General features: G+C 69.6%; 21 protein-coding genes. 15 read left to right on the forward strand and 6 right to left on the reverse strand.

The features are described from left to right. The first annotated feature begins 481 nt into the window (after positions 1 to 481). The 5 genes from MKL11_RS23275 (at position 482) to MKL11_RS23295 (ending at position 7,687) form a co-directional block, all read left to right on the forward strand. Positions 482 to 1,636 carry an aminotransferase gene (locus tag MKL11_RS23275; protein WP_243947696.1) on the forward strand — a complete coding sequence of 385 codons (1,155 nt, stop codon included), beginning with the start codon at positions 482 to 484 and terminating at the stop codon, positions 1,634 to 1,636. An 81-nt stretch (positions 1,637 to 1,717) separates the two neighbouring features. Continuing rightward, positions 1,718 to 2,218: a DUF4112 domain-containing protein gene (locus MKL11_RS23280; protein WP_243947698.1), complete on the forward strand. Its 501-nt coding sequence runs from the start codon at positions 1,718 to 1,720 to the stop codon at positions 2,216 to 2,218. A 221-nt stretch (positions 2,219 to 2,439) separates the two neighbouring features. Beyond that, positions 2,440 to 3,654 (forward strand): ABC transporter permease, encoded by a 1,215-nt coding sequence (locus MKL11_RS23285; RefSeq protein ID WP_243947700.1) that lies wholly within the window; start codon positions 2,440 to 2,442, stop codon positions 3,652 to 3,654. A gap of 389 nt (positions 3,655 to 4,043) precedes the next feature. Then, positions 4,044 to 4,589: a MucR family transcriptional regulator gene (locus MKL11_RS23290; RefSeq protein WP_243947702.1), complete on the forward strand. Its 546-nt coding sequence runs from the start codon at positions 4,044 to 4,046 to the stop codon at positions 4,587 to 4,589. 314 nt (positions 4,590 to 4,903) lie between these two features. After that, positions 4,904 to 7,687, forward strand: a complete 2,784-nt coding sequence (locus MKL11_RS23295; RefSeq protein WP_243947704.1) for an EAL domain-containing protein — start codon at positions 4,904 to 4,906, stop codon at positions 7,685 to 7,687. Positions 7,688 to 7,761: 74 nt separating this feature from the next. Here MKL11_RS23295 and MKL11_RS23300 read toward each other — a convergent pair whose 3' ends face one another. Then, a complete protein-coding gene (locus MKL11_RS23300; RefSeq protein ID WP_243947706.1) occupies positions 7,762 to 9,204 on the reverse strand; it encodes an FAD-linked oxidase C-terminal domain-containing protein in 1,443 nt (480 codons plus the stop codon). A gap of 200 nt (positions 9,205 to 9,404) precedes the next feature. Here MKL11_RS23300 and MKL11_RS23305 point away from each other — a divergent pair, with 200 nt between their 5' ends. Then, positions 9,405 to 10,430, forward strand: a complete 1,026-nt coding sequence (locus tag MKL11_RS23305; RefSeq protein ID WP_243947707.1) for an SIS domain-containing protein — start codon at positions 9,405 to 9,407, stop codon at positions 10,428 to 10,430. 216 nt (positions 10,431 to 10,646) lie between these two features. Here MKL11_RS23305 and MKL11_RS23310 read toward each other — a convergent pair whose 3' ends face one another. The 3 genes from MKL11_RS23310 to MKL11_RS23320 all read right to left on the reverse strand — a co-directional run bounded on the left by MKL11_RS23310 (position 10,647) and on the right by MKL11_RS23320 (position 13,263). After that, a complete protein-coding gene (locus tag MKL11_RS23310; protein WP_243947708.1) occupies positions 10,647 to 11,435 on the reverse strand; it encodes an SHOCT domain-containing protein in 789 nt (262 codons plus the stop codon). 78 nt (positions 11,436 to 11,513) lie between these two features. Next, positions 11,514 to 12,113, reverse strand: coding sequence for a nitroreductase family protein (locus MKL11_RS23315; protein ID WP_243947709.1), 600 nt, complete (start codon positions 12,111 to 12,113; stop codon positions 11,514 to 11,516). An 82-nt stretch (positions 12,114 to 12,195) separates the two neighbouring features. Then, on the reverse strand, positions 12,196 to 13,263 hold the full coding sequence (locus MKL11_RS23320; RefSeq protein ID WP_243947710.1) for a GSCFA domain-containing protein: 1,068 nt from the start codon (positions 13,261 to 13,263) through the stop codon (positions 12,196 to 12,198). Between the two features lie 72 nt (positions 13,264 to 13,335). Between MKL11_RS23320 and MKL11_RS23325 the strand changes: the two genes are divergently transcribed. Beyond that, a complete protein-coding gene (locus MKL11_RS23325; RefSeq protein ID WP_243947711.1) occupies positions 13,336 to 14,388 on the forward strand; it encodes a WcbI family polysaccharide biosynthesis putative acetyltransferase in 1,053 nt (350 codons plus the stop codon). A 113-nt stretch (positions 14,389 to 14,501) separates the two neighbouring features. Here the strand turns inward: MKL11_RS23325 and MKL11_RS23330 are convergent, their stop codons facing one another. Then, a complete protein-coding gene (locus tag MKL11_RS23330) occupies positions 14,502 to 14,894 on the reverse strand; it encodes a response regulator (RefSeq protein ID WP_243947712.1) in 393 nt (130 codons plus the stop codon). A 348-nt stretch (positions 14,895 to 15,242) separates the two neighbouring features. Here MKL11_RS23330 and pal point away from each other — a divergent pair, with 348 nt between their 5' ends. The 6 genes from pal to glmM all read left to right on the forward strand — a co-directional run bounded on the left by pal (position 15,243) and on the right by glmM (position 22,890). After that, entirely contained in the window at positions 15,243 to 15,737 is a 495-nt protein-coding gene (gene pal / locus MKL11_RS23335; RefSeq protein ID WP_243947714.1) for a peptidoglycan-associated lipoprotein Pal, read from the forward strand. Positions 15,738 to 15,909: 172 nt separating this feature from the next. Further along, a complete protein-coding gene (gene ybgF, locus MKL11_RS23340) occupies positions 15,910 to 16,911 on the forward strand; it encodes a tol-pal system protein YbgF (protein WP_243947716.1) in 1,002 nt (333 codons plus the stop codon). A gap of 120 nt (positions 16,912 to 17,031) precedes the next feature. Next, the gene (gene tilS, locus MKL11_RS23345; RefSeq protein WP_243947718.1) at positions 17,032 to 18,042 is read left to right on the forward strand and encodes a tRNA lysidine(34) synthetase TilS; all 1,011 of its coding nucleotides are present in this window, start codon (positions 17,032 to 17,034) and stop codon (positions 18,040 to 18,042) included. Positions 18,043 to 18,189: 147 nt separating this feature from the next. Then, a complete protein-coding gene (gene ftsH / locus MKL11_RS23350; protein WP_243947720.1) occupies positions 18,190 to 20,112 on the forward strand; it encodes an ATP-dependent zinc metalloprotease FtsH in 1,923 nt (640 codons plus the stop codon). 565 nt (positions 20,113 to 20,677) lie between these two features. Further along, positions 20,678 to 21,424 carry a sulfite exporter TauE/SafE family protein gene (locus MKL11_RS23355; protein ID WP_243947721.1) on the forward strand — a complete coding sequence of 249 codons (747 nt, stop codon included), beginning with the start codon at positions 20,678 to 20,680 and terminating at the stop codon, positions 21,422 to 21,424. Positions 21,425 to 21,546: 122 nt separating this feature from the next. Beyond that, positions 21,547 to 22,890 (forward strand): phosphoglucosamine mutase, encoded by a 1,344-nt coding sequence (gene glmM, locus MKL11_RS23360; RefSeq protein ID WP_243947722.1) that lies wholly within the window; start codon positions 21,547 to 21,549, stop codon positions 22,888 to 22,890. Positions 22,891 to 23,011: 121 nt separating this feature from the next. Here glmM and MKL11_RS23365 read toward each other — a convergent pair whose 3' ends face one another. Then, the gene (locus MKL11_RS23365; protein WP_243947723.1) at positions 23,012 to 23,344 is read right to left on the reverse strand and encodes an MmcQ/YjbR family DNA-binding protein; all 333 of its coding nucleotides are present in this window, start codon (positions 23,342 to 23,344) and stop codon (positions 23,012 to 23,014) included. 220 nt (positions 23,345 to 23,564) lie between these two features. Here MKL11_RS23365 and MKL11_RS23370 point away from each other — a divergent pair, with 220 nt between their 5' ends. After that, the gene (locus MKL11_RS23370) at positions 23,565 to 24,557 is read left to right on the forward strand and encodes an outer membrane protein (protein WP_243947724.1); all 993 of its coding nucleotides are present in this window, start codon (positions 23,565 to 23,567) and stop codon (positions 24,555 to 24,557) included. A 254-nt stretch (positions 24,558 to 24,811) separates the two neighbouring features. After that, entirely contained in the window at positions 24,812 to 25,708 is an 897-nt protein-coding gene (locus MKL11_RS23375) for an outer membrane protein (RefSeq protein WP_243947725.1), read from the forward strand. Positions 25,709 to 25,724: the final 16 nt, after the last annotated feature.

Raw genomic sequence — 25,724 nt, forward strand, 5'->3', positions numbered from 1 at the left:
GGTCCGCGGCGGAAAGACCCGGTGCCGCATAGGCCTGCAGCACGGCGCGGAACGACGCATCCACGGGCGTGACCGGCAGAGTCCGCCGAAGGGCGAGGCCCGTTCCAGCGATCAGAAGAGCGAGGAGAAGGCCGCGTGTCGTCCGCATGGTCGCATCCGGTGGCGCCGGACACGCTACCAGAGCGGTCGGGTCTCCACATGCCAAAAGGGCCACCGATCCGGAGATCGATGGCCCTTGACGAGGACCGGAGCGGCATCTCGCTGACGGAGCGAGGGGGCAAAGCCCCGCCGGCGAGAGCGCCGCTCCAGCCGTGAGACGAACCTACGATACGACTGATGAAAGTCAACATTCGTCACAAGCGCCGTCGCCCGGGATGGATGCGTCTGTGCGGCCGCGCACATTCCGCACGCCACCGACCGCATGCTACATCCCGACGATGCTGCCATCGTCTGCTGCGCCCGAAGCGGCGTCCCGCCCCGCATGAACCCCGTCTTCGCCGCTCTGCCGACCACGGTGTTCGAGACCATGTCGCGGCTCGCCCGCGCCCATGACGCGGTCAATCTCGGGCAGGGCTTTCCCGACGATCCGGGCCCCGCGGATGTGCGCGAGCGCGGCGCCCGGGCGCTGTGCGACGGCTGGAACCAATATCCGCCGATGATGGGCCTGCCGGCCCTGCGCGAGGCCGTGGCCGCCCATTACGGCCGGCATCAGAATCTCGCCCTCGATCCCGAGACCGAGGTGATGGTGACCTCCGGGGCCACGGAGGCCCTGGCCGGCGCCCTGCTGGCCCTGATCGAGCCCGGCGACGAGGTCGTTCTGTTCGCGCCCATGTACGACGCCTACCTGCCGCTGGTGCAGCGGGCCGGCGGTGTTCCGCGGATCGTGGCCCTGCAGCCGCCGTCCTTCCGGCTGGACGAGGCGGCGCTCGCCGCCGCGTTCGGGCCGCGGACCAGGGCCGTGGTGCTGAACAATCCGCTCAACCCGAGCGCGATCCTGTTCGACCCGGAGGATCTGGCGCTGCTCGCCCGGTACTGCACGCGCTTCGACGTCACCGCGATCTGCGATGAGGTCTGGGAGCACGTGGTCTTCGACGGCGCCCGCCACCGGCCGCTGATGGCGCTGCCCGGGATGCGTGAGCGGACGGTCAAGATCGGCTCGGCGGGCAAGATCTTCTCGCTCACCGGCTGGAAGGTCGGCTTCGTGATGGCCGATGCCCGGCTGATGCGGGTGCTCGCCAAGGCACACCAGTTCCTCACCTTCACGACGCCCCCCAACCTCCAGGACGCGGTGGCCTACGGCCTCGCCAAGCCGGAGCCGTGGTTCGAAACCATGCGGGCGGGCTACGCCGCCTCCCGCGACCGGTTGGCCGGAGGTCTGCGCGACCTCGGCTTCCGGGTGCTGCCGGCGCAGGCTACGTGGTTTCTCAACATCGACATTGCGGGGCTCGGCTACGCCGATGACGTGGCCTTCTGCGAGGCCTTGGTCACCCGACACGGCGTCGCGGCGATCCCGGTGAGCGCGTTCTATCCGGACGGCTCTGTACGCAGCCTCGTGCGCCTGTGCTTCGCCAAGGCCGATGCCACCCTGGACACGGCCCTGGAACGGATGCGCGGCGTCGCCGGAGGTGCGGCATGATGGTCGCAGGCGCCCGTCTTGCGGGGATCCGGCCGGGGGGCCACGTCGTTGAAGCTGATGGCTCTCCTACGGACCCCCGCGATGGATTTCACCCAGGCTTCCCGACACGCTTCCGGGACCGGACCCTTCGCCGGTGCCAAGACATTTGCAGGCGCGGCATCGACGCGGCTGCCGCCGTTCCTGTCGACGGATCTGGACCGGGAGGCGAGCCTCGCCCGGCTGGAGACGCTGGCCCACTTCATGGACACGGCCTTCGTCATCCCGGGGATCAACCGGCGGGTCGGGTTCGACGCGCTGATCGGCCTCGTGCCGGTGATCGGCGACGTGGCCGGCATGGTGATCTCCTCCTTCATCGTCTACGAGGCAAAGCGTCTCGGCGCGCCCCGCTGGCTGGTGGCCCGGATGGGGCTGAACGTCGCCTTCGATGGGCTGATCGGCGTGGTGCCCCTGGCGGGGGACCTGTTCGACGCCGCCTTCAAGGCCAACCGCCGCAACGTCCGCCTGCTGCGCCGCTGGATGGAGCGCACCGGCGGCGTCCGCCCGAACGAGATCGAGGGCACCGCGACCCGCCTCGACGCCTGATTTTTTTTTCAAAAGGCGCGATCGACTGAGTATGCTTTCACACCTGTGAACGTCTTTTTCGCGCTCCACGAACTTCGCTATTTCCACAGAGCCGTATGCCGGACGCGACGTGCCCCCTCTCCCGCACGGGAGAGGGGACCCGCGCGTCATCCCGCATCGTGTGGACCCGGTAATTCGCTCTGCGGAAAAGGCCAGCTTCCGTTTCGACAGGGGCCTCGGCCATGAACGAGATCGCGCGCCCCGGCGAGAGCGAGGTCGTTCCGGCGCCGATGCCGGGCGCCCAGCCGATCGTCCTGCGGCCCGATGAGGCCGTCCCGGCGCCGGCCCCGGTTGCAAGCGGCCGTGGCTGGTTGTCGCCGCTCAACCGGCGCCGGTTCGACAATTTCCGGCGCAATCGCCTCGGCTATGGCTCGTTCCTGATCTTCGCCGCGCTGTTCGTCCTCAGCCTGTTCGCCGAGTTCATCGCCAATGACCGCCCGCTCGTCCTGTCCTACAAGGGCGAGTGGCTGGTCCCGGTCCTGGTCGACTACCCGGAAGAGAAATTCGGCGGCTTCCTCGCGGTGACGGATTTCCGCTCGCCCGAGATCCGCAAGGAGATCGCCGCGCATGGCTGGGCGCTTTGGCCGCCGATCCGGTTCTCCTACGACACGATCAACGAGGACCTGCCGACCCCCTCCCCGTCGCCGCCGACCTGGATGCTCTCGGACGCCCAGTGCAAGCCGGTGGCCGAAAAACTCGGCGGCGCGACCTGCGCCGACATCCCGTGGCACTGGCTCGGCACCGACAACACCACCCGGGACGTGCTGGCGCGGGTGATCTACGGCTTCCGCATCTCGGTGCTGTTCGGGCTGATCCTGGCCGCGGTCTCCTCGGCGATCGGGGTCGTGGCCGGGGCCGTGCAGGGCTATTTCGGCGGCTGGGTCGATCTCGCCTTCCAACGGTTCATCGAGGTCTGGGGCGGCATCCCGACCCTTTACCTGATCATCATCATCTCGGCCTTCATCGCGCCCGGCTTCTTCGTCCTGCTCGGGATCATGCTGCTGTTCTCGTGGGTGGCTTTGGTCAGCGTCGTGCGCGCCGAGTTCCTGCGGGCGCGCAACTTTGAATACGTCCGGGCCGCGCGCGCCCTCGGCCTCTCGAACCTGCGCATCATGACGGTTCATCTTCTGCCGAACGCCATGGTGGCGACGCTGACCTTCCTGCCGTTCATTCTCAACGGCTCGATCACCACGCTGACCTCCCTGGATTTCCTGGGCTTCGGCCTGCCGCCGGGCTCGCCCTCCCTCGGGGAACTGCTCGCTCAAGGCAAGGATAACCTGACGGCACCGTGGCTGGGGCTCACCGGCTTCCTGGTCATCGCCGTGATGCTGAGCCTGCTGGTCTTTGCCGGCGAAGCAGTGCGCGACGCCTTCGATCCCCGCAAGTCCTTCGCCTGATGCCGGATCCGGCCCTGAACGCACGGGCGATCGACGATCCTGCAAAAATATTTTGCGCCTTCACGGCAAGACCGATGAGCGGTCGGGAAAGTCGCACCAAGACCCTCCGGGGCAGCCGTTGATCTAGGGCGTAACGGTCTCTCCTGCCAACGAAAACCCCGCTTCAGGCGTGTGCCAGCATTCGTTGCCCGGGGCAGGATAAAGCGCTGCGCAAGTGCCTGGATAATGCCGCCAATGCAACTTCAACCTGTAACCGTGGCCGGTCGATGTAGACCTGAACTTTCAATCGATCACAGGGAATTGTATGGGTCACCTTGCTTTTTTCGGTGACTGTCTTAACTCGCAACAAGGGGCTACCTCAACGAGTGTCAAACCCAGGGAAAGTGAGAATGTCCGAAGAAGCGCCGGCATCCCAAGTGCATTATATCGAACGGACCGTGGACGTCGTCGCGGCCTATGTCGCCAACAACTCCCTGCCCCCCACCGAATTGCCGTCCCTCATCGCGAGCATCCACGAGGCGCTGAATTCGATCGCTTCCGGGCCTTCCACCGCTGCCGAAGACACTGTCGAGCGGCCGACCCCGGCGCAGATCCGCAAGTCGATCCGGCCCGATGGTCTGGTCAGCTTCATCGACGGCAAGTCGTACAAGACGCTGAAGCGCCATCTGACCAAGCATGGCCTCGATCCGCAGGGCTACCGTGAGCGCTACGGCCTGCCGGCCGATTATCCGACCACATCGGCGAACTATTCGGCGCAGCGCTCGGCCCTGGCCAAGAGCCTCGGCCTCGGCCAGCCCGGCCGCTCCCAGCAGGCCGAGAAGGAGCCGGAAGACGACGCGCAGCCGACGCCCGCTCCGGCGCGCGGCCGCCGCAAGGCCGAGTCCGCGCCGGCCACCAAGACCCGCTCCAGCCGCAAGGCCGTCGAGGCCGCCTGAATCTCCTCGGCGCATCGTCCTGGATATCGGATCCAGGACGATGCGCCGGGGTTTTGATTTGGCATCATCTTTTCCCGAATGCCAGCAACCACCGTTCGGGATGAAGCTCTGAACCTCCCTCCCGCTGTCAGGTGCGGAGGGAGGTTTTCGCGCTGTCGGCTCGCGGCCATCGGGCCGGAACGACTCCGTGCTGCGACGCAAAGCGCACACGAGAAACGATTGTAGAGGCGTCTGCCAATCCGCGCGAACGGAACAACAGCTCGTTAACGAGACCAATATAGCGCTATTATAGAGCGTTATTCGAGCGTGTTCTGGTGAGTTTGAAGTCCGAAATTCCGTTTGTCGCTTGGGCGGCCCGGCAGGGCTGGCGGCGCACCCTCGACCTGCGGGCCTGGGCGGCGCTCGGGCTCGCGCTGGTCATTACGGGCTCGGCAGCCCTGTTCATCGCCCACTTGGAGACGCGCGCGGTCGAGGACAACGAGCGCAGCCTCGGCGGTCTCGCCACGATCCTGGCCGACCAGGCGGACCGGTCCCTGCAGGCGATCGAGCTGGTCCAGGACGCCGTGCTGGCCGAGTTTCGCACGGCGGGAATCGCGACGCCCGAGCACTATGCCGAGGCGGCCTCCCGGCCATCCATGCATACGGCCTTGCAGACTTGGATCGCGGCGCTGCCGCAGGCGAACGCCATCACCTTGGTCGATCGGACCGGACAGCTGCTCAATTTCAGCCGCTACTGGCCGATCCCGACCATCAACATCGCCGACCGGGACTACTTCAAAGCGCTCTCCACCGAGCCGGACCTGCAGCGCTACGTGGGCCAGCCGGTCCCGAACCGGGGCGACGGCGCCTGGACGATCTACATCGCCCGGAAGGTCGCAGCCCCGGACGGCACGTTCCTCGGCCTGATCCTGGGCGCGGTGGAACTCGGCTATTTCGAGGGCCTGTACAACCAGATCGCGCCGGCCGACGACGCGGTCGTGTCGCTGTTCCGCAACGACGGCATGCTGCTGGTCCGGCACCCCCGGCGCGAGGGGGCGATCGGTCGGATCTTCCCCCGGGCCGGCGCATCCCTGATCACCGAGAAGCCCACCCTCGGCGGCGTCCTGCGCACCGTCAGCCCGATCGACGGCCAGGACCGGCTGATCGCCGCCCACGCCCTGAAGAATTATCCGCTTGTCCTCAGCGTCAGCCGCACCGCGGCGGCCAGCCTGGCGACCGCCCGCCAGCAGGCGACCATCGTGGGCGCCGCCGCGATCCTGTTGGATCTCGGCCTGCTCGGGCTGGTCCTGCTCGGCCGGCGGCAGGCCCGCGCACAGGAACGGCTCGCCCTGTCCGAGGCGGCCCGGGCCGCGGCCGAGGCACGCGAGCGCGGCGAGCGGGCTTTGCGGATCCAGGATGCCCGGTTCGGCATCGCCCTCGACAACATGGTCCAGGGCCTGTGCCTGTTCGACCGGGACGGCACGCTCATCGTCATGAACGCGCGCTACGCGCAGATGTACGCGGTTCCCGATTCCCTGCGCCGGCCCGGAACCGCGCTGCCCGCCCTGCTCGACCATCTGGGGGATCGGGAGCGCGGTCTCGGAGCCGCCGCCGCGGCGGCCTTGGTGGCGGCCTGCGAGCGCACCGCCGCGCAGGGCCACCCGGTCGCGCTGACCTGCGACTTCGCCGACGGCCGGGCGGTCGACGTGGTCCACGCCCCGATCCCCGGCGGCGGCTGGCTCTGCACCCACGAGGACGTCACCGAGCGCCGCCGGAGCGAGGCCCGGGTCGCCCACATGGCCCGGCACGATGCGCTCACCGGCCTGCCGAACCGCCTGGTCCTGAAGGAGCGCATGGACGCGGCCCTGGCCGGATGCGACGCGCGCGCGCCGGCGACCGTGCTGTGCCTCGACCTCGACGGGTTCAAGGTCGTCAACGACACCTACGGGCATCCGGCCGGCGACGCGCTGCTCTGCGCGGTAGCGGCCCGCTTCGCCGCCACGGTGGCGGCCGACGACCTCGTGGCCCGGCTCGGCGGCGACGAGTTCGCCATCGTCCTCGGCGCGGCTGCCCTGCCGACGGACGCGGCGCGCCTGGCCCGCTGCCTGGTCGCGGCCCTCGAACTGCCGGTGACGGTGAACGGCCACAGCCTCGCGATCGGCACCAGCATCGGTATCGCGAGCGCCGATGATGCGTCCGGCACCGCCGCCACGCTCCTGCGGCAGGCCGATATCGCCCTGTACCAGGCCAAGGCCGCCGGGCGCGGCACCTGGCGCTTCTTCGATCCGGCCATGGATGTCGAGATCCAGCGCCGCCGGCAGCTCGGGACCGACCTGGGCCGGGCCCTGGCAGAGGGCCGGTTCGCCCTGCACTATCAGCCGATCGTCGGGGCGCACAGCCAGGCCCTGCACGGCTTCGAGGCCCTGCCGCGCTGGCACCATCCCGAGCACGGCGATGTCGGCCCGGCGGAGTTCATCCCGCTGGCCGAGGAGGTCGGGCTGACCAAGCCGCTGGGCGCCTGGATCCTCGCCGCCGCCTGCCGGGCGGCTGCCGCTTGGCCGGATTCGGTCCGGGTCGCGGTCAACCTCTCGCCCCAGTACTTTGCCGGCGACGGCCTTGAGGCGGATGTGCGGGCGGCGCTCGCCGAGAGCGGCTTGAGCCCGGACCGACTCGAACTCGAGATTACCGAAGCGGTCCTGCTGCAGGACAACGCCGCGAACCTGTCGCTTCTGCGCGCGCTGCGTGCCGCGGGCGTGCGGATCGCGATGGACGAGTTCGGGACCGGCTATTCGAGCCTCGGCACCCTGCACCGGTTCCCCTTCGACCGGCTCAAGATCGACCCGGGCTTCGTGCGCGGCCTTGCGCGCGACGGCGGCAGCGTCGCGATCCTGCGGGCCATGGTCTGGCTCGGGAAAGCCCTGAAGATCGATGTCCTCGCCGAGGGGGTCGAGACCCCCGAGCAGGCTCGGATCCTGCGCGAGGAAGGCTGCCACGAGCTGCAGGGCACCCTGTTCGGCCGGCCCGCGCCCGCGGCCGACCTCGCCGCGATCCTGGCCCGGACCGCCGACAGCCTGCGCACGCCCGAGGCCGGGCAGGCCCGTGACGGCGTGGCGGCCTGACCGAGAGCCGGAGCTTCGTCAGGGCTCCGCCCTGACAACCCGCCAAAGGGCTGAGCCCTTTGGGAAACCCGAACTTAGGCCGCCTTGGCGTCCAGCCGTCCCTCCAGGGGGAAGACCTTGGCGGGGTTGAGCATCCAGTCGGGATCGAACACCGCCTTCACCCGCATCTGCTGCTCCAGGTCGGCCTGGGTGTACTGGAAGCGCATCAGCTCGCGCTTCTCGATGCCGACGCCGTGCTCGCCGGTGAGGCAGCCGCCGACCTCGACGCAGAGCTTGAGGATCTCGTCGCCGGCGGCCTCGGCCTTCTGCAGCTCGCCCGGCTTGTTGATGTCGAACAGGATCAGCGGGTGCAGGTTGCCGTCGCCGGCATGGAACACGTTGGCCACCCGCAGCCCGTGGCCGGCGCAGATCGCACCGATCCGCTCCAGCACCGGCCCGAGCTGGCCGGTCGGGATGGTGCCGTCCATGCAGATGTAGTCGGAGATCCGGCCGGTGGCCCCGAAGGCGGACTTGCGGCCCTTCCAGATCGCCGCGGATTCGGCCTCCGAGCGCGAGACCCGCAGGCTGGTCGGCCGGAAGTCCCGGGCGATCGCCTCGATGCGGGCCAGCATCGCGTCGCACTCGGCGTCCGAGCCCTCGACCTCGATGATCAGCATCGCCTCGGCGTCGCGCGGGTAGCCGGCTTTCGCGAAATCCTCGGTGATCAGGATCGCCTCGCGGTCCATGTACTCGATCGCCACCGGGATGATGCCGGCCGCGATGATCGCGGCGACGCAATCGCCCGCATCCTCGACCTTCGAGAAGCCGACCAGCACCGGCCGGGCGCCCTCGGCCGCCCGCAGGATCCGCACCGTCGCCTCGGTGACGATGCCGAGCTGGCCTTCCGACCCGCAGATGAGGCCCAGGAGATCGTAGCCGGGGCTGTCGAGGTGCTGGCCGCCGACCTCCACCACGGTGCCGTCGTTGAGCACCAGGGTGACGCCCAGCAGGTTGTTGGTGGTTACCCCGTATTTGAGGCAGTGCGCGCCGCCGGAATTCATCGCGATGTTGCCCGCGATCGTGCAGGCGAGCTGGCTCGACGGGTCGGGGGCGTAGAAGAAGCCCTCATGGGCGACCGCCCCCGAGATCGCCAGGTTGGTGAGCCCGCTCTGCACCCGGGCGGTGCGGTTCTCGAAATCGAGATCCAGCACCTGGGTCATCTTGCCGACGCCCAGGATGATCGCGTCGCCCTGTGCGATCGCCCCGCCGGCCAGCGACGTGCCGGCGCCCCGAGGCACCACCCGCACGCCCTGCGCGTGGCAATAGGCCATCACGGCCGCCACCTCCCGGGTGGTCGAGGGCAGGACCACGGCCAGCGGCATCTGCCGGTAGGCGGTCAGCCCGTCGGTCTCGAAGGCCCGGCGCTCGTCCTCGCTCACCACCAGCGCCTCCGGGGCCACCAGAGGCGCGAGGCCAGCCAGGATGGCGTCCCTCCGAGCGAGGATCTTTGGGTCGGGCTCGGGAAAGCGGATGGTCATGGGGCTCGGGCCCTTTTTTGGCTGGCGTGAAAGGAGCATGGACCCGCCGGAGCGTGCCTTCAACCGCCCGGCGGACAGAGAGGGGCGGCATGTCGTCCCGGCGTCACATTTCAACCATGACGGCTCCCTAGCGTCGAAAACCTCGCTTCGCATCGCCGCTCGCGGCGCCGGATCCGCCCGACGGGTCCAGAACGGAACCGATGAACGCTCCCGCCTCCAGCGCCCTGCGCGATGATCTCTACGATTCGGCGTCGGCGAACCTCGCCAGCACCCGCGATGTCGGGATCCGCAGCCTGCAACTGGGCATCGCCGCCCTGCAGGAGACCAGCGCGGCGTTCCAGGGCCGGCTCGGCGTGGCCTTCGAGGAGGCGGTGCAGACCATCCTGCAGAGCAAGGGCCGGGTGATCGTCAGCGGCATCGGCAAGAGCGGCCATGTCGGCCGCAAGATCGCCGCGACCTTAGCCTCCACGGGCACCCACGCCTTCTTCGTCCACCCCACCGAGGCGAGCCACGGCGACCTCGGCATGATCGCCCGGGACGACGTGATTGTCGCCCTGTCGTGGTCCGGCGAGACCGCGGAGCTGTCCGACCTCGTCGGCTTCAGCCGCCGCTTCTCGATTCCCCTGGTGGCCATCACCCGCAACGGTGCCAGCACGCTCGGCAAGGCCGCCGACGTGCTGCTGGAGCTGCCCCGGGTGCGCGAATCCTGCCCACACGACCTCGCCCCGACCTCCTCCAGCCTGATCCAGCTGGCGCTCGGCGACGCCCTGGCGGTGGCGCTGCTGGAGCGGCGCGGCTTCACCTCGGCCCGCTTCCACACCCTCCATCCGGGCGGGACGCTCGCGGCCCGGCTCAAGACCGTGCAGCAGGTGATGCACGGTCCCCAGGACATGCCGCTGGTCTCCGAGACCGCGCTGATGTCCGAGGTGCTGATCGAGATCGCCGCGCGCCGCTACGGCTGCGTCGGCGTCACCGACGCCGCCGGGCGCCTGGTCGGCATCGTCACGGACGGCGATTTGCGCCGCCACATGGGCCCGGAGATCCTCGACACCCCGGTCTCGGCGATCATGACCCGCGAGCCGATCACCGTGGAGCCGCACAAGCTCGCCCAGGCCGCCCTGGAGCTGATGAACCGCCGGCTGATCACCGCGGTCTTCGCGGTCACCGACGGCCGGCCGGTGGGCATCGTCCACGTCCACGACCTGCTGCGCGCCGGCATCGCCTGAGCGGTCGATGCCCCGCTGATCGCGAGCGAGGATTTTCCCATCTAAGCGCCTCATCCTGAGGTGCCGAAGCGAAGCGGAGGCCTCGAAGGAGGCTTCCAGGGATCGCGCAGCAGGCTGGAGCGCTCCTTCGAGGCTCGCTTCGCTCACACCTCAGGATGAGGGCGTCGGTCGGACTGTCGAAGTCTCGCTAGCCAGTGGGCCTGGCGGGTCAAAATATTACAGCCGCGCCAGCAGCTCCGCCTTCTTGTCCGAAAATTCCCGCTCGGTGAGCACGCCCCGGGCGTGCAGCTCCGCCAGCCGCTCGATCGTCGCCAGCACGTCGCCGGACGGTGACGCCTCCGGCCTGAACGCGGCCGGCTGCGGGGGGGAGACCGGCGGCTCGGCCGGATCGACCTGCCGGGGGGCGGCCGTCTCAGCCTCGATCCGGCGCAGGCGGTCGAGGGCGACGACGCCCTGAGGACCCGTAAAGTCGAGGCTGCCGTTCGCCTGCGACACCCCGGAGATGTGGTGCTCGCCGGTATCGTAGAGCGCGATGCCGGAGCCCGAGTCGATGGCGAGCCGCCGCGTGTCCGGGAAATACGCGTAGCGCAGGCCGTTCTGCGAGCCGGTGCTCGCCGGAGCCCCAAGGCCGGCGGGCCACCACTCGCCGCCGCCGCGCCGCGATGCGGGGCCGGCCTCCGAGAACCCGCCCGCCGGCAGGGCCGCGGCGAGTTCGGTGCAGAGGGCATCGACCCGCGCCTTCAGGCCCTCGTCGAACATTCGGCCGACCATCACCATGCCGCCAGAAAACCACTGGCCCATGCCGCCGAGATCGGGATGGTCGAACTGGGCCATCGTGCCGTGCCCGCGCTCCAGGGCCTGGACGAGGTGGCGCACCGCGTCGAGGCTGACCCCATGGCGCTCGGCGACGCTGCGCAGGCCGGAGGCGTGGTCGAACCCGCCCTCATCCAGGAACGGATCGGGGGCGGCGGTGCCGCCGGGCGGGACCGAGGGTTTCGGGTCCATGGGCGAGCTCCGATCGTCAAGGTGCGATGTTGCGATGCAGACACAATCCTTGGTGGAAGGCCCCAGTTCCGGACGGCCTCAGGTCCCGGAAGGTGGAAACGGGCCGGCGATGACGAAGTCGGTGATCGGCCGGCGACCGTTCGGGGCCTCGCGGGGCCGCTGCTCCTCGGTGAGATCGGCCTCCGCAACCTTGCGGCCCACCGCGAAGGCGGCCTCGATCCGGTGATTCTCCGGCAGGCGCAGGACCTCGGGGGCGCGGACATGGTCGAACCCGACCATGCCGTGGGCGTGCCAGCCCTGGTGGATCGCCTGGAGCTGGAACGCCAGCGAGGCGGTGCCGGCGTCGAAGGAATGGCTGTAGGACGGCTTCAGCTCGTCGCCGACCTTCATGAGCCCGTTCGAGACCAGGAACAGGATCGCCCCGGTGCCCGAAACCCATTTCTGGTTGCCGGGTACGAGCAGGCCGAAGAACGTATCCCAGTTCGCGTCGCCCCGCAGCGCGTAGAGGAAGCGCCAGGGCTGCGAATTGTACGCCGACGGCGACCAGCGCGCCGCCTCGATCATCCGCAGCAACTCGGATTCGGGCAGCGCCTCGCCCGTGAAGGCGCGGGGCGAGTGCCGCGCCACGAAGACGGGGTCGATGTCGTGGTCGGGCTGGCGGGGCGGGGGCAGGCTCACGGGGATCGACTCCAGTCGGGCGCGAGCGCCCGGGCAGCTCAGCTTGCCCGAAACGCCTGCCCGGAGGCAAATCCCGCGTCGCTCACGCCACGCTGCGCTCGATCTCCTCCTCGTCGCAGATCACGCCGGCATTGCCCTCGAACTCGGCCGCGAGGTCCACGGGGGCGTGGGGCGGGGCCGCAGCGGCGCGGTCGCGGGCGAAGGTCGAGAGGAACAGCCGCATCACGTGGCGCACGCCGGCGTCGTTGATGGTGCGCTGGTCCTCGTTGTAGTAGCGCCCGGCATTCACGTTGCTGGTGACGATGTCGTAGGCCGGGAAGTACACAGCCCGCGGATCGCCCCGGCCGACCACCTCGCCGGCGGCCACCCGCAGCACCGACTTGGAGTAGCTGTTCGACTCCATCACGTGCCGGTCCATGTAGGTCGCGATCATCGGCACGGGCGAGACCGTGAAGATCACCCGGGCCTTCGGGTTCACGCTCCAGAGCCGGTCCAGGAAGCCGTTGAGGTCGCCGAGCACCTCGCCCGCACCGGCATTGACGCATTCGTAGAGCTCCGGGTCGAAGGTGCCGCCCGCGACCCCGGGGGCAAGCGGCAGCGCGGCGCCGTCGGCCCGCCAGCGCCAGCCCTCGGTGAGGCCCAAGGTCAGCACGAACACGTCGAGGGTCTCGAACAGGCGGCGCACCTCGGCCAGATGCGCGTCGCGCGCCGCGATCACCTCGGCCTCGCTGGCAAAGCCTGCCGGCTCGACGGTGGGGCGGAACGGGTCGACGTAGCGGCCGTCGTCCCGGAGCCACGCCTTCAGCTCCGGCGCGAATTGGCCGTAGGCCCGATCGAACAGCTGCACGAACTGGCGCGTGTAGTAGAGGTTGCCGTACCGGGCCGAGAAGGTGCCGAACTGGCGGGCATTGGCCTCCTCGGCGCTCATGCCGGGGGGCGGCGGCTCGGTCAGGTAGTAGTTGAAGCCGGCGCCGCGCACCGCCTCGGCCACCCGCTGCGCGAAGCAGGAGCCGCCAGTGGCGACCTTGTCGGTCGGCCCGATCGCGAACGTGTCCTTCGGGTGCGGATTGACCGCGAAGGGCGGCACGTTGGTCACGACCTTGCGCCAGAATCGCTCGGCCGGTAGACCCGTATACGGATTCAACGCCATCTTCGAACCCTCTTCTTCACGACGGCAAGATCTTCACGACGGCGTGCGCCCTCGGGGATGCCGAGCCGTCCGTTGACACCGGCACGCGACGTGGCCCTGAACGATCTGCCCCGGCGCGCCCGCAGCGCGTTGTCCCTGTCGACCCCCAGTTGGGCGCCCACCTGGGCGACACCATGGCGAAACCGCGCGCGGGCCGCCACCACGCGCGACGGGCCGGCCATCGCGGTGCTGGGCAATTGCCAGGCGCGCGGCATCGCCCAGGCGATGCGCCTGCTCGCGCCGAAGAGCCCCGTGCGCTACCTGCCCATGGGCTCGCTCAAACGCGACCACGGCCATGTCGACGGCCTGATCCGGACGCTGCGGTCCCACGACCACGTCTTCTCGCAGGTCTTCCCGGGCGGGCTGATACCCGGGGGCGACATCGCGACCCTGCGGGCGGCCGACCCGCGGCTCAAGCTGTTCCCGTCGATCGTGTTCTCGGCCTTCCATCCGGACACGGTCTATGTCGGCCAGGCCTCGGACCTCGCCGCGCTGAAGCTCGCGCCCTCGCCGATGGGGCAGTACCACTCGGCGATCGTGCTCTGCGCCCACCGGCTCGGCCTCGATGCCGGCCGCACCGCGGCCCTGTTCCGCGAGGACGTGTTCCGGCGGCTCGGCTATCTCGACCATTGGGATCCGGCCGTGCACGAGCTGGTCGGGTCCGCCACGGCGCTGGGCTTCGGCCTGGACCGGGAGGTGACCCGCTGGGCGCGCCGGGGCGCGTTCATGCACGTGATGAACCACCCCAAGGCGTTCGTCATCGGCGACATCGCCCGGCGGCTGCTGCAGGAGAGCGGCATCACCCCTGAGCCCGTGGAGATCGAGGATTACCTCGGCGACGAGCTGGCCCAGGACGTGGTCTGGCCGCTCTACCCGCCGATCGCCGAGCATTTCGGGCTGACCGGCTCGTACCTGTTCAAGATGAAGCCCCGGGGTGAGGATTTTCCGACGCTCTACGACCTGCCAGGCTTCATCGCGGCAAGCTTTGCGATCTACGACGCCATGCCGGCCGGCGACCTCGCCTGCCAGCGGGTGGATGCGTGGCTCGCCGCGCCCGAGATCGTGGCTCTGTTCCGGGCCGGTTAGAGCGCTCGCCGCCGAAGCGGACACCGGTTCGGCACAAGCGAGCGGGTCATATCAAGGACTTAGAGGCGAGCCCGATTGCAACGCGATCGGGAACGGCCCTAATCGCGGCCCGCTCAGCCCGCTGCGCAGAGCGGCGCGTCGCTCAGGCCATCGACCATCATCCGGACCAGCCGGTTGACCGCTTCCACTTGGAACGGCTTGCGCAGGAACAGGCTGCCCGGGACGCCCCGGCCGCCGCTCGAGTCGGTGGAGGTGTAGACCACCGGCCGGTCGGCATGGATCGCCCGGAACGCGTGGGCCACGGTCCAGCCGTCGATCAGGCCGGGCAGGTGGATGTCGGTGAACAGCCAGTCGATCTCGTGGCCGCGCGCCCGCAGGAGCGTCAGCGCCGCCTCCCCGGTGGAGGCCTCGATCACCCGGATGCCCTGCGTCTCGCACAGGCTCGCGATGATCTCGAGGAGCAGATAGCTGTCCTCGACGATGAGGACGCACTGGGCGGGAGGCATGCTGAGAGTCCGGGGATCGACTGTCCGAATCAAGAACCGACAGGGTTGAGGATCTCTTAAAGCCGTCGCGAAACCGGTATCCGGCCCTGTTGCATCGCGGCAACCGGCGGGGCGGAAATGGCCGCGCTTATCCGATCGGCCCCGGCGGTGCCGCATTCCGGGCGCGTCAGCATCCCCTGCGTGCGGCAGCGCACGCCGCCGACCGGCGCGGGCTCGCAGCACGATTCGCTGCGCCGGCCGGAACCGTCGCTTAACCATCCGCGCCTATCACCGGCGCTCAGGACTACGCGGACCCGCCTCGAAGACCCGCAGCCGGCCTTCGGCACCGCTCGAGGAGTTTTTGAACCCATGCCCCAGCGTTTCCGCGCCGCCGCCCTCGGCCTCGCACTCGCCGCCGCCCTCGGCCTCGGCGCCTGCAGCAACGACAAGGATCTCGCCGACGCCTCCGCGTTCGGAGCTGGCGCCGCGACCCCGGGCAGTGCGCAGGACTTCGTCGTCAATATCGGCGACCGGGTCTTCTTCGAATCGGATTCCACCGACCTGACGCCCACTGCCACCGCGACCCTCGACAAGCAGGCCGCCTGGCTGCAGCGCTACCCGCGCTACACCTTCATCATCGAGGGCCATGCCGACGAGCGCGGCACCCGCGAGTACAACTTCTCGCTAGGCGCCCGTCGGGCCCAGTCGGTCAACGACTACCTCGCCACAAGGGGCATCGGCGCGAACCGGATGCGCACCGTCTCCTACGGCAAGGAGCGGCCGGTGGCGGTGTGCAACGACATCTCCTGCTGGTCGCAGAACCGCCGCGCGGTGATCGTGCTCGACCGCGGCGCCGGCGCGTAGTCTTCGCAGAGCCGGCCAGCAGGCCCGGTACCCCTGCCGATTCTTCGAAGCGTCGGCAGGCGTTTCTGCGAAGAGACCGCCGACCCCGGGTTCGACAGGCCCGCGCCGCAGTTTTGCCGCGGACCGGCGCATCTGATAGGGCCTCGCGCTTCCATCGGACCGCAGCCGCATCATGCTCGCCCGCCTTCGCACCCGCCTCGCGCTCACCACGGTCCTCGGGGGCCTGCTCCTCGGTCATCCGGCCGCCGCGCAGGACGCCTCGGAACTCGTGGTGCGCCTGGGGCGCATCGAGAACCAGTCCCGGATCATGGCCGGGCAGATCGAGACCCTCCAGTACGAGAACCGGCAGCTGAAAGAGCAGCTGCGCAAGTTCCAGGAGGATGTCGAGTTCCGCCTCAACGAGGGCAAGGGCGGCGGCGGCAAGGCAGCGCCGTCAGCGGCGCCGGCTCCGGCGGGCGCGGTCAACGGCGGCAATCCGGGCGCCGGGCGTCCGGGCAAGCGCGGCGACGCCTTCGACCCGTCGCAGGCCCCCGGCGCCCCCGGGGCGCCGATGCCGCTCGGCAGCACCCAGCCCTCCCCGCCCCTGCCGCCCCGGGAGGCCGCCGAGGCGGCGCCGGTCCGGCCGCAGGCCCTGCCCCGGCCCGCGATCGACGACGAGGATCCGGATGCCGAGGGCGCCGCCCCCGGCTACGACGAGCCCGTGGACCTGCGGCCCCCGGCCCGCACCGGCGCGATCCCGGTCCCGGCGCCCCGCCCGGCCGAGAGCGTGGCCGCCACTCGGACCGGCGACCCGGCCGCCGATTACGAGGCGGCGGTCGAGCTCTACCGCTCCAAGCAGTTCGAGCAGGCCGAGATGGGCCTGCGCCAGTTCATCCAGTCGCATCCCCGGGACAACCGGGTCGCCGGCGCGACCTACTGGCTCGGCGAGAGCTACCTGGCCCGCGGCCGCAACCGCGAGGCGGCCGAGCAGTTCCTGAAGGTCTCCACCGACTATGCCCGCTCGTCCCAGGCGCCGGACGCGATGCTGAAGCTCGGGGTGACGCTCAACGCCCTCGGGGCCCGCGAGCAGGCCTGCGCGACGCTGGCCGAGCTCGACCGGAAATTTCCCAATGCCGGCACTGGAATCCGCCAGGGCGTCGCCCGGGAGCAGAAGCGCGCTCGCTGCTCGGCCTGATCGGGATCCCAAAGGGCTGAGCCCTTTGGCGGGGTGTCGGGGCGGAGCCTCGACGCTCGGGCGTGCCCGACAGCAGGGCTCTGCCCTGCACCCGCAAAAGGTCGCGGACCTTTTGAATCCATGACCGATCCCTTGGACGATCCGGTCCTTCACGCCCTCGGGCCCTGGCTCGGCCGGTCCGGGCGCGGCGTGCTGCTCGCCGTCTCGGGCGGGCCCGATTCGAGCGCCCTGATGCACGCCGCCGCGGCGCTGGGTTCTGCCGTGCAGGTCGCCACCGTCGATCACGGCCTGCGCCCGGATTCCGGCCCGGAGGCCGAGGGCGTCGGCCGGGCGGCCCGGGCCCTCGGCCTGCCGCACGCGGTCCTGGCCTGGGCCGGCCCGAAGCCCGGCACCGGCCTGCAGGACGCGGCCCGGGCCGCCCGCTACGCGCTGCTGGCCGCCCATGCCGAGGCGATCGGCGCCGGCCTCGTGCTCACCGGCCACACCCGGGACGACCAGGCCGAGACCGTGCTGATGCGGCTTTCCGCCGGCAGCGGCCCCGCGGGGCTCGCCGGCATGCGGACCGAGCGGCCGCTGGCCCCCGGCATCGCCCTCGGGCGGCCGTTCCTGGCTCTGCCGAAGGCGATGCTGGTGGCCTGGTGCGAGGCCCGCGGCATCCGGCATGTCCACGACCCGGCCAATGCCGATCCGCGCTTCGCCCGGGCCCGCCTGCGCGCGACCTGGGCCACCCTGGAGCGCGAGGGCTTGAGCCCGGCCCGCCTCGCCCGCCTTGCCGAGCGGGCCGCCCGGGACGACGACGCCCTCCGCGTCGCGGCCGAGACCGCCTTCGCGGCCGCCCTGCTTCCGGAAAAGAGTACCGACGCTGCGGCGCTGCGCCTCGACGGCGCCGTGCTGGTGGCCCTGCCGGAGGCGATCGTCCTGCGTTGCCTCGACGCGGCCCTGACCCGGGTGGGAGCCTTGCCGCGTCGGCTGGAGCGCCTGGAATCCCTTGTGCTCGAGGCATTGCTGCCGGCCCTGCGTCGCCGGGAGCCGATCCGGCGGACCCTGGCGGGAATCTTGGTCGCCGCGGATACCGCCGGCACCGTGAGTCTCGCACCGGCGCCGCCGCGGCGACACAAGACCGCCGATTGACGGATCGATGCTGCCCTCGCCGCAGGGGGGACCGGCTTACTTGGCAAGGCAGGCCCCGCCGCCTACATTGGCGAGGTGTGCACGGATGGACCGGCAGAGCCGCGCGACGTGTCCGTCTAGGGGGCCGCACGCACCAAGGATCGATCGATGAACCCGAATTTTCGCAACTTTGCCTTGTGGGTCGTCATCTTCCTGCTGGTGCTGGCCCTCGTCACCCTGTTCCAGAACCCGGGTCACCGGGGCGGCGGCAGCGAGATCGCCTACAGCCAGCTCCTCAACGACGCAGATTCCGGCAAGATCCAGTCGGTGGTGATTTCCGGGCAGGACGTGTCCGGGACCTATGTCGGCGGCGGCAATTTCACCAGCTACGCCCCCAACGACCCGAGCTTGGTCTCCAAGCTCCAGGGCAAGGGCGTGCAGATCACCGCCCGCCCGCCGTCCGACAACACCCCCTGGTTCATCCAGCTGCTCGTGAGCTGGCTGCCGATCCTCGTGTTCATCGGCGCCTGGGTCTTCCTGAGCCGCCAGATGCAGTCCGGCGCCGGCCGCGCCATGGGCTTCGGCAAGTCGAAGGCGAAGCTCCTCAACGAGGCTCACGGGCGCGTCTCCTTCGACGACGTCGCCGGCGTCGAGGAGGCCAAGGAAGATCTCCAGGAGATCGTCGAATTCCTCCGCGACCCCCAGAAGTTCCAGCGGCTCGGCGGCCGGATCCCCCGCGGCGTGCTGCTCGTCGGCCCGCCCGGCACCGGTAAGACCCTGATCGCCCGGGCGGTCGCGGGCGAGGCCAACGTGCCGTTCTTCACCATCTCGGGCTCCGACTTCGTCGAGATGTTCGTGGGCGTCGGCGCCAGCCGCGTGCGCGACATGTTCGAGCAGGCCAAGAAGAACGCGCCCTGCATCATCTTCATCGACGAGATCGACGCGGTCGGCCGCCATCGCGGCGCCGGGCTGGGCGGCGGCAACGACGAGCGCGAGCAGACCCTGAACCAGCTCCTCGTGGAGATGGACGGGTTCGAGGCCAACGAGGGCGTCATCATCATCGCGGCGACCAACCGCCCCGACGTGCTCGATCCGGCGCTGCTGCGTCCGGGCCGGTTCGACCGCCAGATCATGGTGCCGAACCCGGACGTCACCGGCCGCGAGCGCATCCTGCGGGTCCACGTCCGCAAGGTGCCGCTGGCGCCCGATGTCGACCTCAAGGTGATCGCCCGCGGCACCCCCGGCTTCTCGGGCGCGGACCTGATGAACCTCGTCAACGAATCGGCGCTGCTGGCCGCTCGTCGCGGCAAGCGCATCGTCACGATGCACGAGTTCGAGGACGCCAAGGACAAGGTCATGATGGGTGCCGAGCGGCGCACCCTGGTGATGACCGAGGACGAGAAGCGGCTCACCGCCTATCACGAGGGCGGCCACGCCATCGTGGCGTTCAACGTCCCGGCCACCGATCCCGTCCACAAGGCCACCATCATCCCGCGCGGCCGTGCGCTCGGCATGGTCATGCAGCTCCCTGAGCGTGACAAGCTCTCCATGAGCTTCGAGCAGATGACCTCGCGGCTGGCGATCATGATGGGCGGCCGCATCGCCGAGGAGATGACCTTCGGCCGGGACAAGGTGACCTCGGGCGCCCAGTCGGACATCGAGCAGGCGACGCGGCTCGCCAAGATGATGGTGACCCGCTGGGGTTTTTCGCCCGAGCTCGGCACCGTGGCCTACGGCGAGAACAACGACGAGGTCTTCCTCGGCATGTCGATGGGCCGGCAGCAATCGGTCTCGGAATCGACCGCCCAGAAGATCGACGCCGAGGTCCGCCGCCTGGTCGAGACCGGCCTGGAGGAGGCCCGCCGCATCCTGGCCGAGCACAAGGACGATCTGGAGGCCCTGGCCCAGGGGCTGCTGGAATACGAGACCCTCTCGGGCGACGAGATCCGCAATCTGCTGAAGGGCCAGCCCCCGATCCGCGACGGCGGCGACGTGCCCCCGACCCCGGCCCGGGGCTCCTCGGTCCCCTCCGCCGGCCGCGGCCGGCCGAAGGAGAGCGACGGCGGCCTGGAGCCTCAGCCGCAGGCGTGAGCTAGAGTGGAGTGATGAAAAGGGCGCCGCGAGGCGCCCTTTTTTGTTGGGTTTTTGGTCTTGGCCTCCTGTCGGATAGGCGCTGTGGCCGCGTGCGTATCTCCCTCCCCCCCTCTGCGGGGGAGGGGGGCCCTGCGTCAGCAGGGGGCGGGAGAGGGGAACCCAGCTTCCGAATGAAGCAGAGCAGGCGTGAAGGCCGCCGCAGCCCAATCCTGCACCGTTGCTCCCCTCTCCCGACCCCCTTCGGGGGCCACCCTCCCCCGCAGAGGGGGGAGGGAGACGCGCATGCGTCTGGCCGTCAGCCTCATTCAGCAGCGATGCTCACACATCGGCTTGCGAAAGCCGCCACGCGCCCCCTCTCCCGCACGGGAGAGGGGACCCGCGCCACATCCGAGGATGTGTGAATCCGATAGGTAGAGGGGGAGGAAGGACGCGTCCTGCTCAGACCCCCATGACAATCCGTCCCGCCTGTCCGTGAACGTCCCTCGGAAGCTTGGCCGGAGGCTCGGCTCTCGGCGGCGAATCGGAAAGACCGGGGCCGGGATCTCTCTGAGCCACGCGGGCGATGCCGCTGTCCGTCTATCTCGTCGTCGGCCTCGGGGCCGCGGTCGCCGGGTTCGTGCAGGGGCTGTCGGGTTTCGCTTTCGGGCTCGTGGCTCTGTCGTTCTGGGCCTGGGTGATCGACCCGCAGCTCGCCGCCGTGCTGGCGGTCGCCGGATCCCTGACAGGCCAGGTCGTCGCCGCCGTCACCGTGCGACGCGGCTTCGACCGGGCGCGCCTCGCGCCGTTCCTGCTGGGCGGCCTAGCCGGCATCCCGCTCGGGGTGATGCTGCTGCCCCATCTCAATGCCGACTGGTTCAAGCTGGTGCTCGGCACCCTGCTGGTGGTCTGGTGCCCGGCGATGCTGCTGGCCAAGGACCTGCCGCGGATCACTATGGGCGGGCGGCTGGCGGATGCCGCGGTCGGCCTGAGCGGCGGCCTCCTCGGCGGTCTCGGCGGCTTCACCGGAACGCTGCCGACCCTGTGGTGCGTCCTGCGCGGCTACGAGCGCGACGTGCAGCGCACGATCATCCAGAACTTCAACCTGACGATGCTCGCCGTCACGATGCTCGTCTATCTCGGCTCCGGCCTCGTCACCCGGAATGCTCTGCCGATGCTGGGCGTGGTGCTGCCGGCCATGCTGATCCCGGTCTTTCTCGGCACCCGGGTCTATGTGGGCTTGAGCGAGACCGCCTTCCGCCGGGTGGTGCTGGGCCTTCTGACCGTCTCAGGGATCACCCTGCTGGCGGCGGCGCTCCCGCGGGTGCTGTAAGGCAACGCCCCATTTCGACCGTCTTTGTCGCGGAGCACCCGGGGTAATCCAATCTGCTAATGTCTGTCGGGCTACTCTATCGGCGCGTTGGCCGGGTGAGAGGCCCGGCACCGGAGATTCTGATGGCGCGCAAGTATTTCGGAACCGACGGCATCCGGGGCCGGGCCAACGGGGTGATCACCCCGGAACTCGCCCTCAAGGTCGGGCAGGCGGCCGGCCTCGTGTTCCAGCGCGGCGACCACCGCCACCGGGTGGTGATCGGCAAGGATACCCGCCTGTCGGGCTACATGATCGAGACCGCGCTGGTGGCGGGCTTCACCTCGGTGGGCATGGACGTGCTGCTGCTCGGGCCGGTGCCGACTCCCGCGGTGGCGATGCTGACCCGCTCGATGCGGGCCGATATCGGGGTGATGATCTCGGCCTCGCACAACGCCTTCGAGGATAACGGCATCAAGCTGTTCGGCCCCGACGGGTTCAAGCTCAGCGACGCGATCGAGGGCGAGATCGAGGAGCTGATCGACGCCGAGCTGCACACGCGGCTGGCGGGCTCCGCCGATCTCGGCCGGGCCAAGCGGATCGAGAGCGTGCATGCCCGCTACATCGAGTTCGCCAAGCGCACCCTGCCCCGGCACGTGACGCTCGACGGCCTGCGCGTGGTGGTCGACTGCGCCAACGGTGCGGCCTACCGGGTCGCCCCCGAGACCCTGTGGGAGCTCGGCGCCGAGGTGATCGCCATCGGCACCGAGCCGGACGGGTTCAACATCAACCGCGACGTCGGCTCCACCGCGCCGGCCGCCCTGGTCGCCAAGGTGCGCGAGCGCCGGGCCGATATCGGCATCGCGCTGGACGGCGACGCCGACCGGGTGCTGATCGTCGACGAGAAGGGCCACGTGGTCGACGGCGACCAGCTGATGGCCGTGGTCGCACGCTCCTGGCAGGAGGACGAGCGGCTCACCCAGCCGGGGCTGGTGGCCACGATCATGTCCAATCTCGGCCTGGAGCGCTTCCTCGGCGGGCTGGGCCTGACGCTGGCCCGCACCGCGGTGGGCGACCGCTACGTGCTCGAGCACATGCGCGAGCACGGCTACAATCTTGGCGGCGAGCAATCCGGCCACATCATCATGTCGGACTACACCACCACGGGCGACGGCTTGGTGGCGGCCCTGCAGCTCCTCAGCGTGGTGCAGCGCCAGGGCCGGCCGGTGAGCGAGGTCTGCCACTGCTTCGACCCGCTGCCGCAGATCCTCAAGAACGTCCGCTACCGGACCGGCCAGCCGCTCAGCCAGGACAGCGTGGTCAGCGCCATCGCCCAGGCCCGCCAGCGCTTGGGGAACGGCGGCCGCCTGGTGATCCGCCCCTCCGGCACCGAGCCGGTGATCCGCGTGATGGCCGAGGGCGACGACCGCGGCCTGGTCAACGAGGTGGTCGACGAGGTGGTTGACGCTGTCACCAAGGCCGCAGCCTAGGGCCTGGGATCCCAAAGGACTCAGCCCTTTGGCGGGGTATCGGGGCGGAGCCCCGATGAAGCAGGGCTCTGCCCTGCACCCGCACAAGGTCCCAGTCCTTGTGAAACCGGGACTTTCGCGATCAGGCGTAGGCGGCCCGCAGCACCGCCGGCGCGGTTGTCCGCCAGGCGGCCAACAACGCGGTGCGTAAAGGCTCCTCCTCGCAGAGATCGAGGTCGAGATTGGTCCAGCCGCGCCGGCCCCAGGCGCCGTCCAGCGGCGTGAACAGGTCCGGCTCGGCCTCGCACAGTTCGGCCTGATCGGCCGGGGCCAGGCGCAGCACCACCCGGGCCTCCTCGACCCACAGGGTCGCAAACACCCGGCCGCCGACGCGGAAATCCGGGTTGCCGCGATGGGCGCCCGCCACCGTCTCCGGCAGCATCAGCGCCAGGATGCGCACGTCCTCGGGCAGCACCGCTCAGCCCGGTCCACGGGCGGATGTGTTCGTGATCGTACCGGGCAGTGCGGCCAAGACTAGCAAATCCTTTGCTGAGCTGCGGTTTTCCAGGCTGTAGCAGCCCGCAAGGCTAACATTTAACGTTAAGCCGGATTTAAGAGGTTCGATCCATCCTTCACCCCGTCATCCGAGCCGGCTTGCCAAGCTTCCGGCACATGAGTCCAGTGAAGGAATCCCTATGGCCCGCTCCAAGCTGAACGCTTTGGTGCGCAGCCTGACGCTCGCGGCGAGCGTCGGCGCGCCCTGCCTGGCCGCTGCCGCGGACCTGCTGCCCCCGCCCCCGCCGCCGCCCCCCCCGCCCCCGATCGAGGTCGGCGGCGGCTGGTACCTGCGCGGCGACGTCGGCGCCAGCGTCTACACGCGGCCCAAATACACCGAGGCCTACGATTACACCGGCTACCCGGATGCCAACCGGTCGTTCGGCAACGAGGTCGGCGGCGGCGGGTTCGCGGGCGTCGGCGTCGGCTACCAGTTCACCCCGTTCCTGCGCGGCGACGTGACCGGCGAGTACCGCTACTCCACCGGCCTGCGCGGCAGCGAGTATTACAAGGGCCCCGATTTCGACAACGGCCTCGGCTCCTACGGGGTCAACAAGTCGACCGGCAACCTCGATTCCGCGGTGGTGCTGGCCAACGCGTATTTCGACCTCGGCACCTGGTACGGCATCACGCCGTTCATCGGCGGCGGCGTCGGCTACGCCTTCAACCACGTCTCGGGCTACTCGACCAACCAGCAGTTCACCAGCCCGAGCTACGCCTACGATTACGGCCACCCGATCTACGACTGCAGCTGCGGCGCTCCCTCCTACAACTACGCGCCGGTCTACGACAGCAACGGCAACCCGGTGTACAACACCAACAGCGGCAGCAAGTTCTACAAGAGCAAGACCAGCGGCAGCTTCGCCTGGGCGCTGCATGCCGGTCTCGCCTACGACGTGACCGACGCCCTGAAGATCGAACTGGCCTACCGCTACCTCAACCTCGGCAAGGCCGAGACCGGCCCGGGCTTCGTGCCGTGCTGCACCGGCAGCCTGCAGGCGATCAAGGTGAAGGACATCGAGGCGCACGACGTGAAGATCGGCCTGCGCTACTACCTCGGCGGCCTGGTCGCGGCGCCGCTGCCGCCGCTGATGCCGGAGCCGATCCCCGGCCCGCTGGTCCGCAAGTACTGATTTTTTCTCCGACCCTCTGACGGCCGACGGCGCGGATGCTCTCCGCGCCGTTTTTTTTCGTCTCGCGCCTGGGTTCATCGCGGGACGAGAAGAATCGGAGATCGGAATTGCCCGAGCGGATAGTTCAAACCAAGTGGTGTTGATCGAATCGGGATAGTCGGAGGAGTCCAAAATAACGGACGCTTAAGGTTACCCATCTATCACTGCATCGAGGCCCGAGCCGCCGTCCGTCTCGCAGTCCCAGGACGATCCCGATGCGTACCGTCACCTTGCCGCTGCTGGCGATCCTCGGCCTCTGCGGCGCCAGCACCGCCCGGGCCGCCGACCTGGATTACGATTACCTGCGCGGCGCCGATTACGACCCGGTCCCGGCCCCGGTGGTCGACTGGAGCGGCGTGTATGTCGGCGGCCATGGCGGGTATACGTCGGCGGCGCTCGGCACGAAGGGCGCGCTGCAGCCGCTGATCTATCGCGACTCCCACGACACGACGGGGGAGTCGGATTTTCAGGCCTCGACCCTTCTCAATCCTCCGTCGAAGCGGGTCGGTGACACAAGCTTCGGCGCTTTCGTCGGCTACAATGTCCAGTTCGACGACTTCGTCTTCGGCATCGAGGCAGATTACACGAATTTCGGCAAGATGGGCGCGTCGAGCGACGGACTCGGCCGCAGCAAGACATCCTCGAACATTCTCGAATCGGTCGACATGGCCGGATACACGGCCACGCGCGTCAACGATTACGGCACGCTGCGGGCCCGGGCCGGCTACGCCCTCGGCAACTTCCTGCCCTTCGTCACCGGTGGTGTGGCCATCGGCCGGGCGCGTATCGCCGATGCGACAATGTACCGGAACTATGGCTTCGACGTCACCGCATACAACGCCAACCTCGCCGGGACGCCGACATACGTGTCCAATTTCGGCTATACGAGCTTCAACCCGAACGCGCCCTACAACGGCACGCCGTTCACATCAATCCAGACGCAGTCGAAGACCAAGGTGGTCGCCGGTGCAACGGTTGGCGCCGGTCTCGAATATGCGATCACGCCGAACATCCTGCTGCGCGCCGAATATCAGTACGTGCTGTTCAGCCAGTTCGACGGGCACAAGGTCAACCTGAACACGGTCCGGGCCGGCGCCGCGGTCAAGTTCTGATGCGGCGCGTCGCCGG

The organism is Methylobacterium sp. J-077 (genome assembly GCF_022829365.1).
In the GTDB taxonomy this organism is placed as follows: domain Bacteria; phylum Pseudomonadota; class Alphaproteobacteria; order Rhizobiales; family Beijerinckiaceae; genus Methylobacterium.

Coding starts and splice junctions, on each gene's coding strand:
- MKL11_RS23320 (WP_243947710.1), bottom strand. CDS start 13,263: ATGGCGTTGAATCCGTATACGGGTCTACCGGCCGAGCGATTCTGGCGC.
- MKL11_RS23305 (WP_243947707.1), top strand. CDS start 9,405: ATGAACGCTCCCGCCTCCAGCGCCCTGCGCGATGATCTCTACGATTCG.
- MKL11_RS23355 (WP_243947721.1), top strand. CDS start 20,678: ATGCCGCTGTCCGTCTATCTCGTCGTCGGCCTCGGGGCCGCGGTCGCC.
- MKL11_RS23375 (WP_243947725.1), top strand. CDS start 24,812: ATGCGTACCGTCACCTTGCCGCTGCTGGCGATCCTCGGCCTCTGCGGC.
- MKL11_RS23300 (WP_243947706.1), bottom strand. CDS start 9,204: ATGACCATCCGCTTTCCCGAGCCCGACCCAAAGATCCTCGCTCGGAGG.
- tilS (WP_243947718.1), top strand. CDS start 17,032: ATGACCGATCCCTTGGACGATCCGGTCCTTCACGCCCTCGGGCCCTGG.
- MKL11_RS23280 (WP_243947698.1), top strand. CDS start 1,718: ATGGATTTCACCCAGGCTTCCCGACACGCTTCCGGGACCGGACCCTTC.
- MKL11_RS23285 (WP_243947700.1), top strand. CDS start 2,440: ATGAACGAGATCGCGCGCCCCGGCGAGAGCGAGGTCGTTCCGGCGCCG.
- MKL11_RS23370 (WP_243947724.1), top strand. CDS start 23,565: ATGGCCCGCTCCAAGCTGAACGCTTTGGTGCGCAGCCTGACGCTCGCG.
- MKL11_RS23310 (WP_243947708.1), bottom strand. CDS start 11,435: ATGGACCCGAAACCCTCGGTCCCGCCCGGCGGCACCGCCGCCCCCGAT.
- ftsH (WP_243947720.1), top strand. CDS start 18,190: ATGAACCCGAATTTTCGCAACTTTGCCTTGTGGGTCGTCATCTTCCTG.
- MKL11_RS23275 (WP_243947696.1), top strand. CDS start 482: ATGAACCCCGTCTTCGCCGCTCTGCCGACCACGGTGTTCGAGACCATG.
- pal (WP_243947714.1), top strand. CDS start 15,243: ATGCCCCAGCGTTTCCGCGCCGCCGCCCTCGGCCTCGCACTCGCCGCC.
- MKL11_RS23290 (WP_243947702.1), top strand. CDS start 4,044: ATGTCCGAAGAAGCGCCGGCATCCCAAGTGCATTATATCGAACGGACC.
- glmM (WP_243947722.1), top strand. CDS start 21,547: ATGGCGCGCAAGTATTTCGGAACCGACGGCATCCGGGGCCGGGCCAAC.
- MKL11_RS23330 (WP_243947712.1), bottom strand. CDS start 14,894: ATGCCTCCCGCCCAGTGCGTCCTCATCGTCGAGGACAGCTATCTGCTC.
- ybgF (WP_243947716.1), top strand. CDS start 15,910: ATGCTCGCCCGCCTTCGCACCCGCCTCGCGCTCACCACGGTCCTCGGG.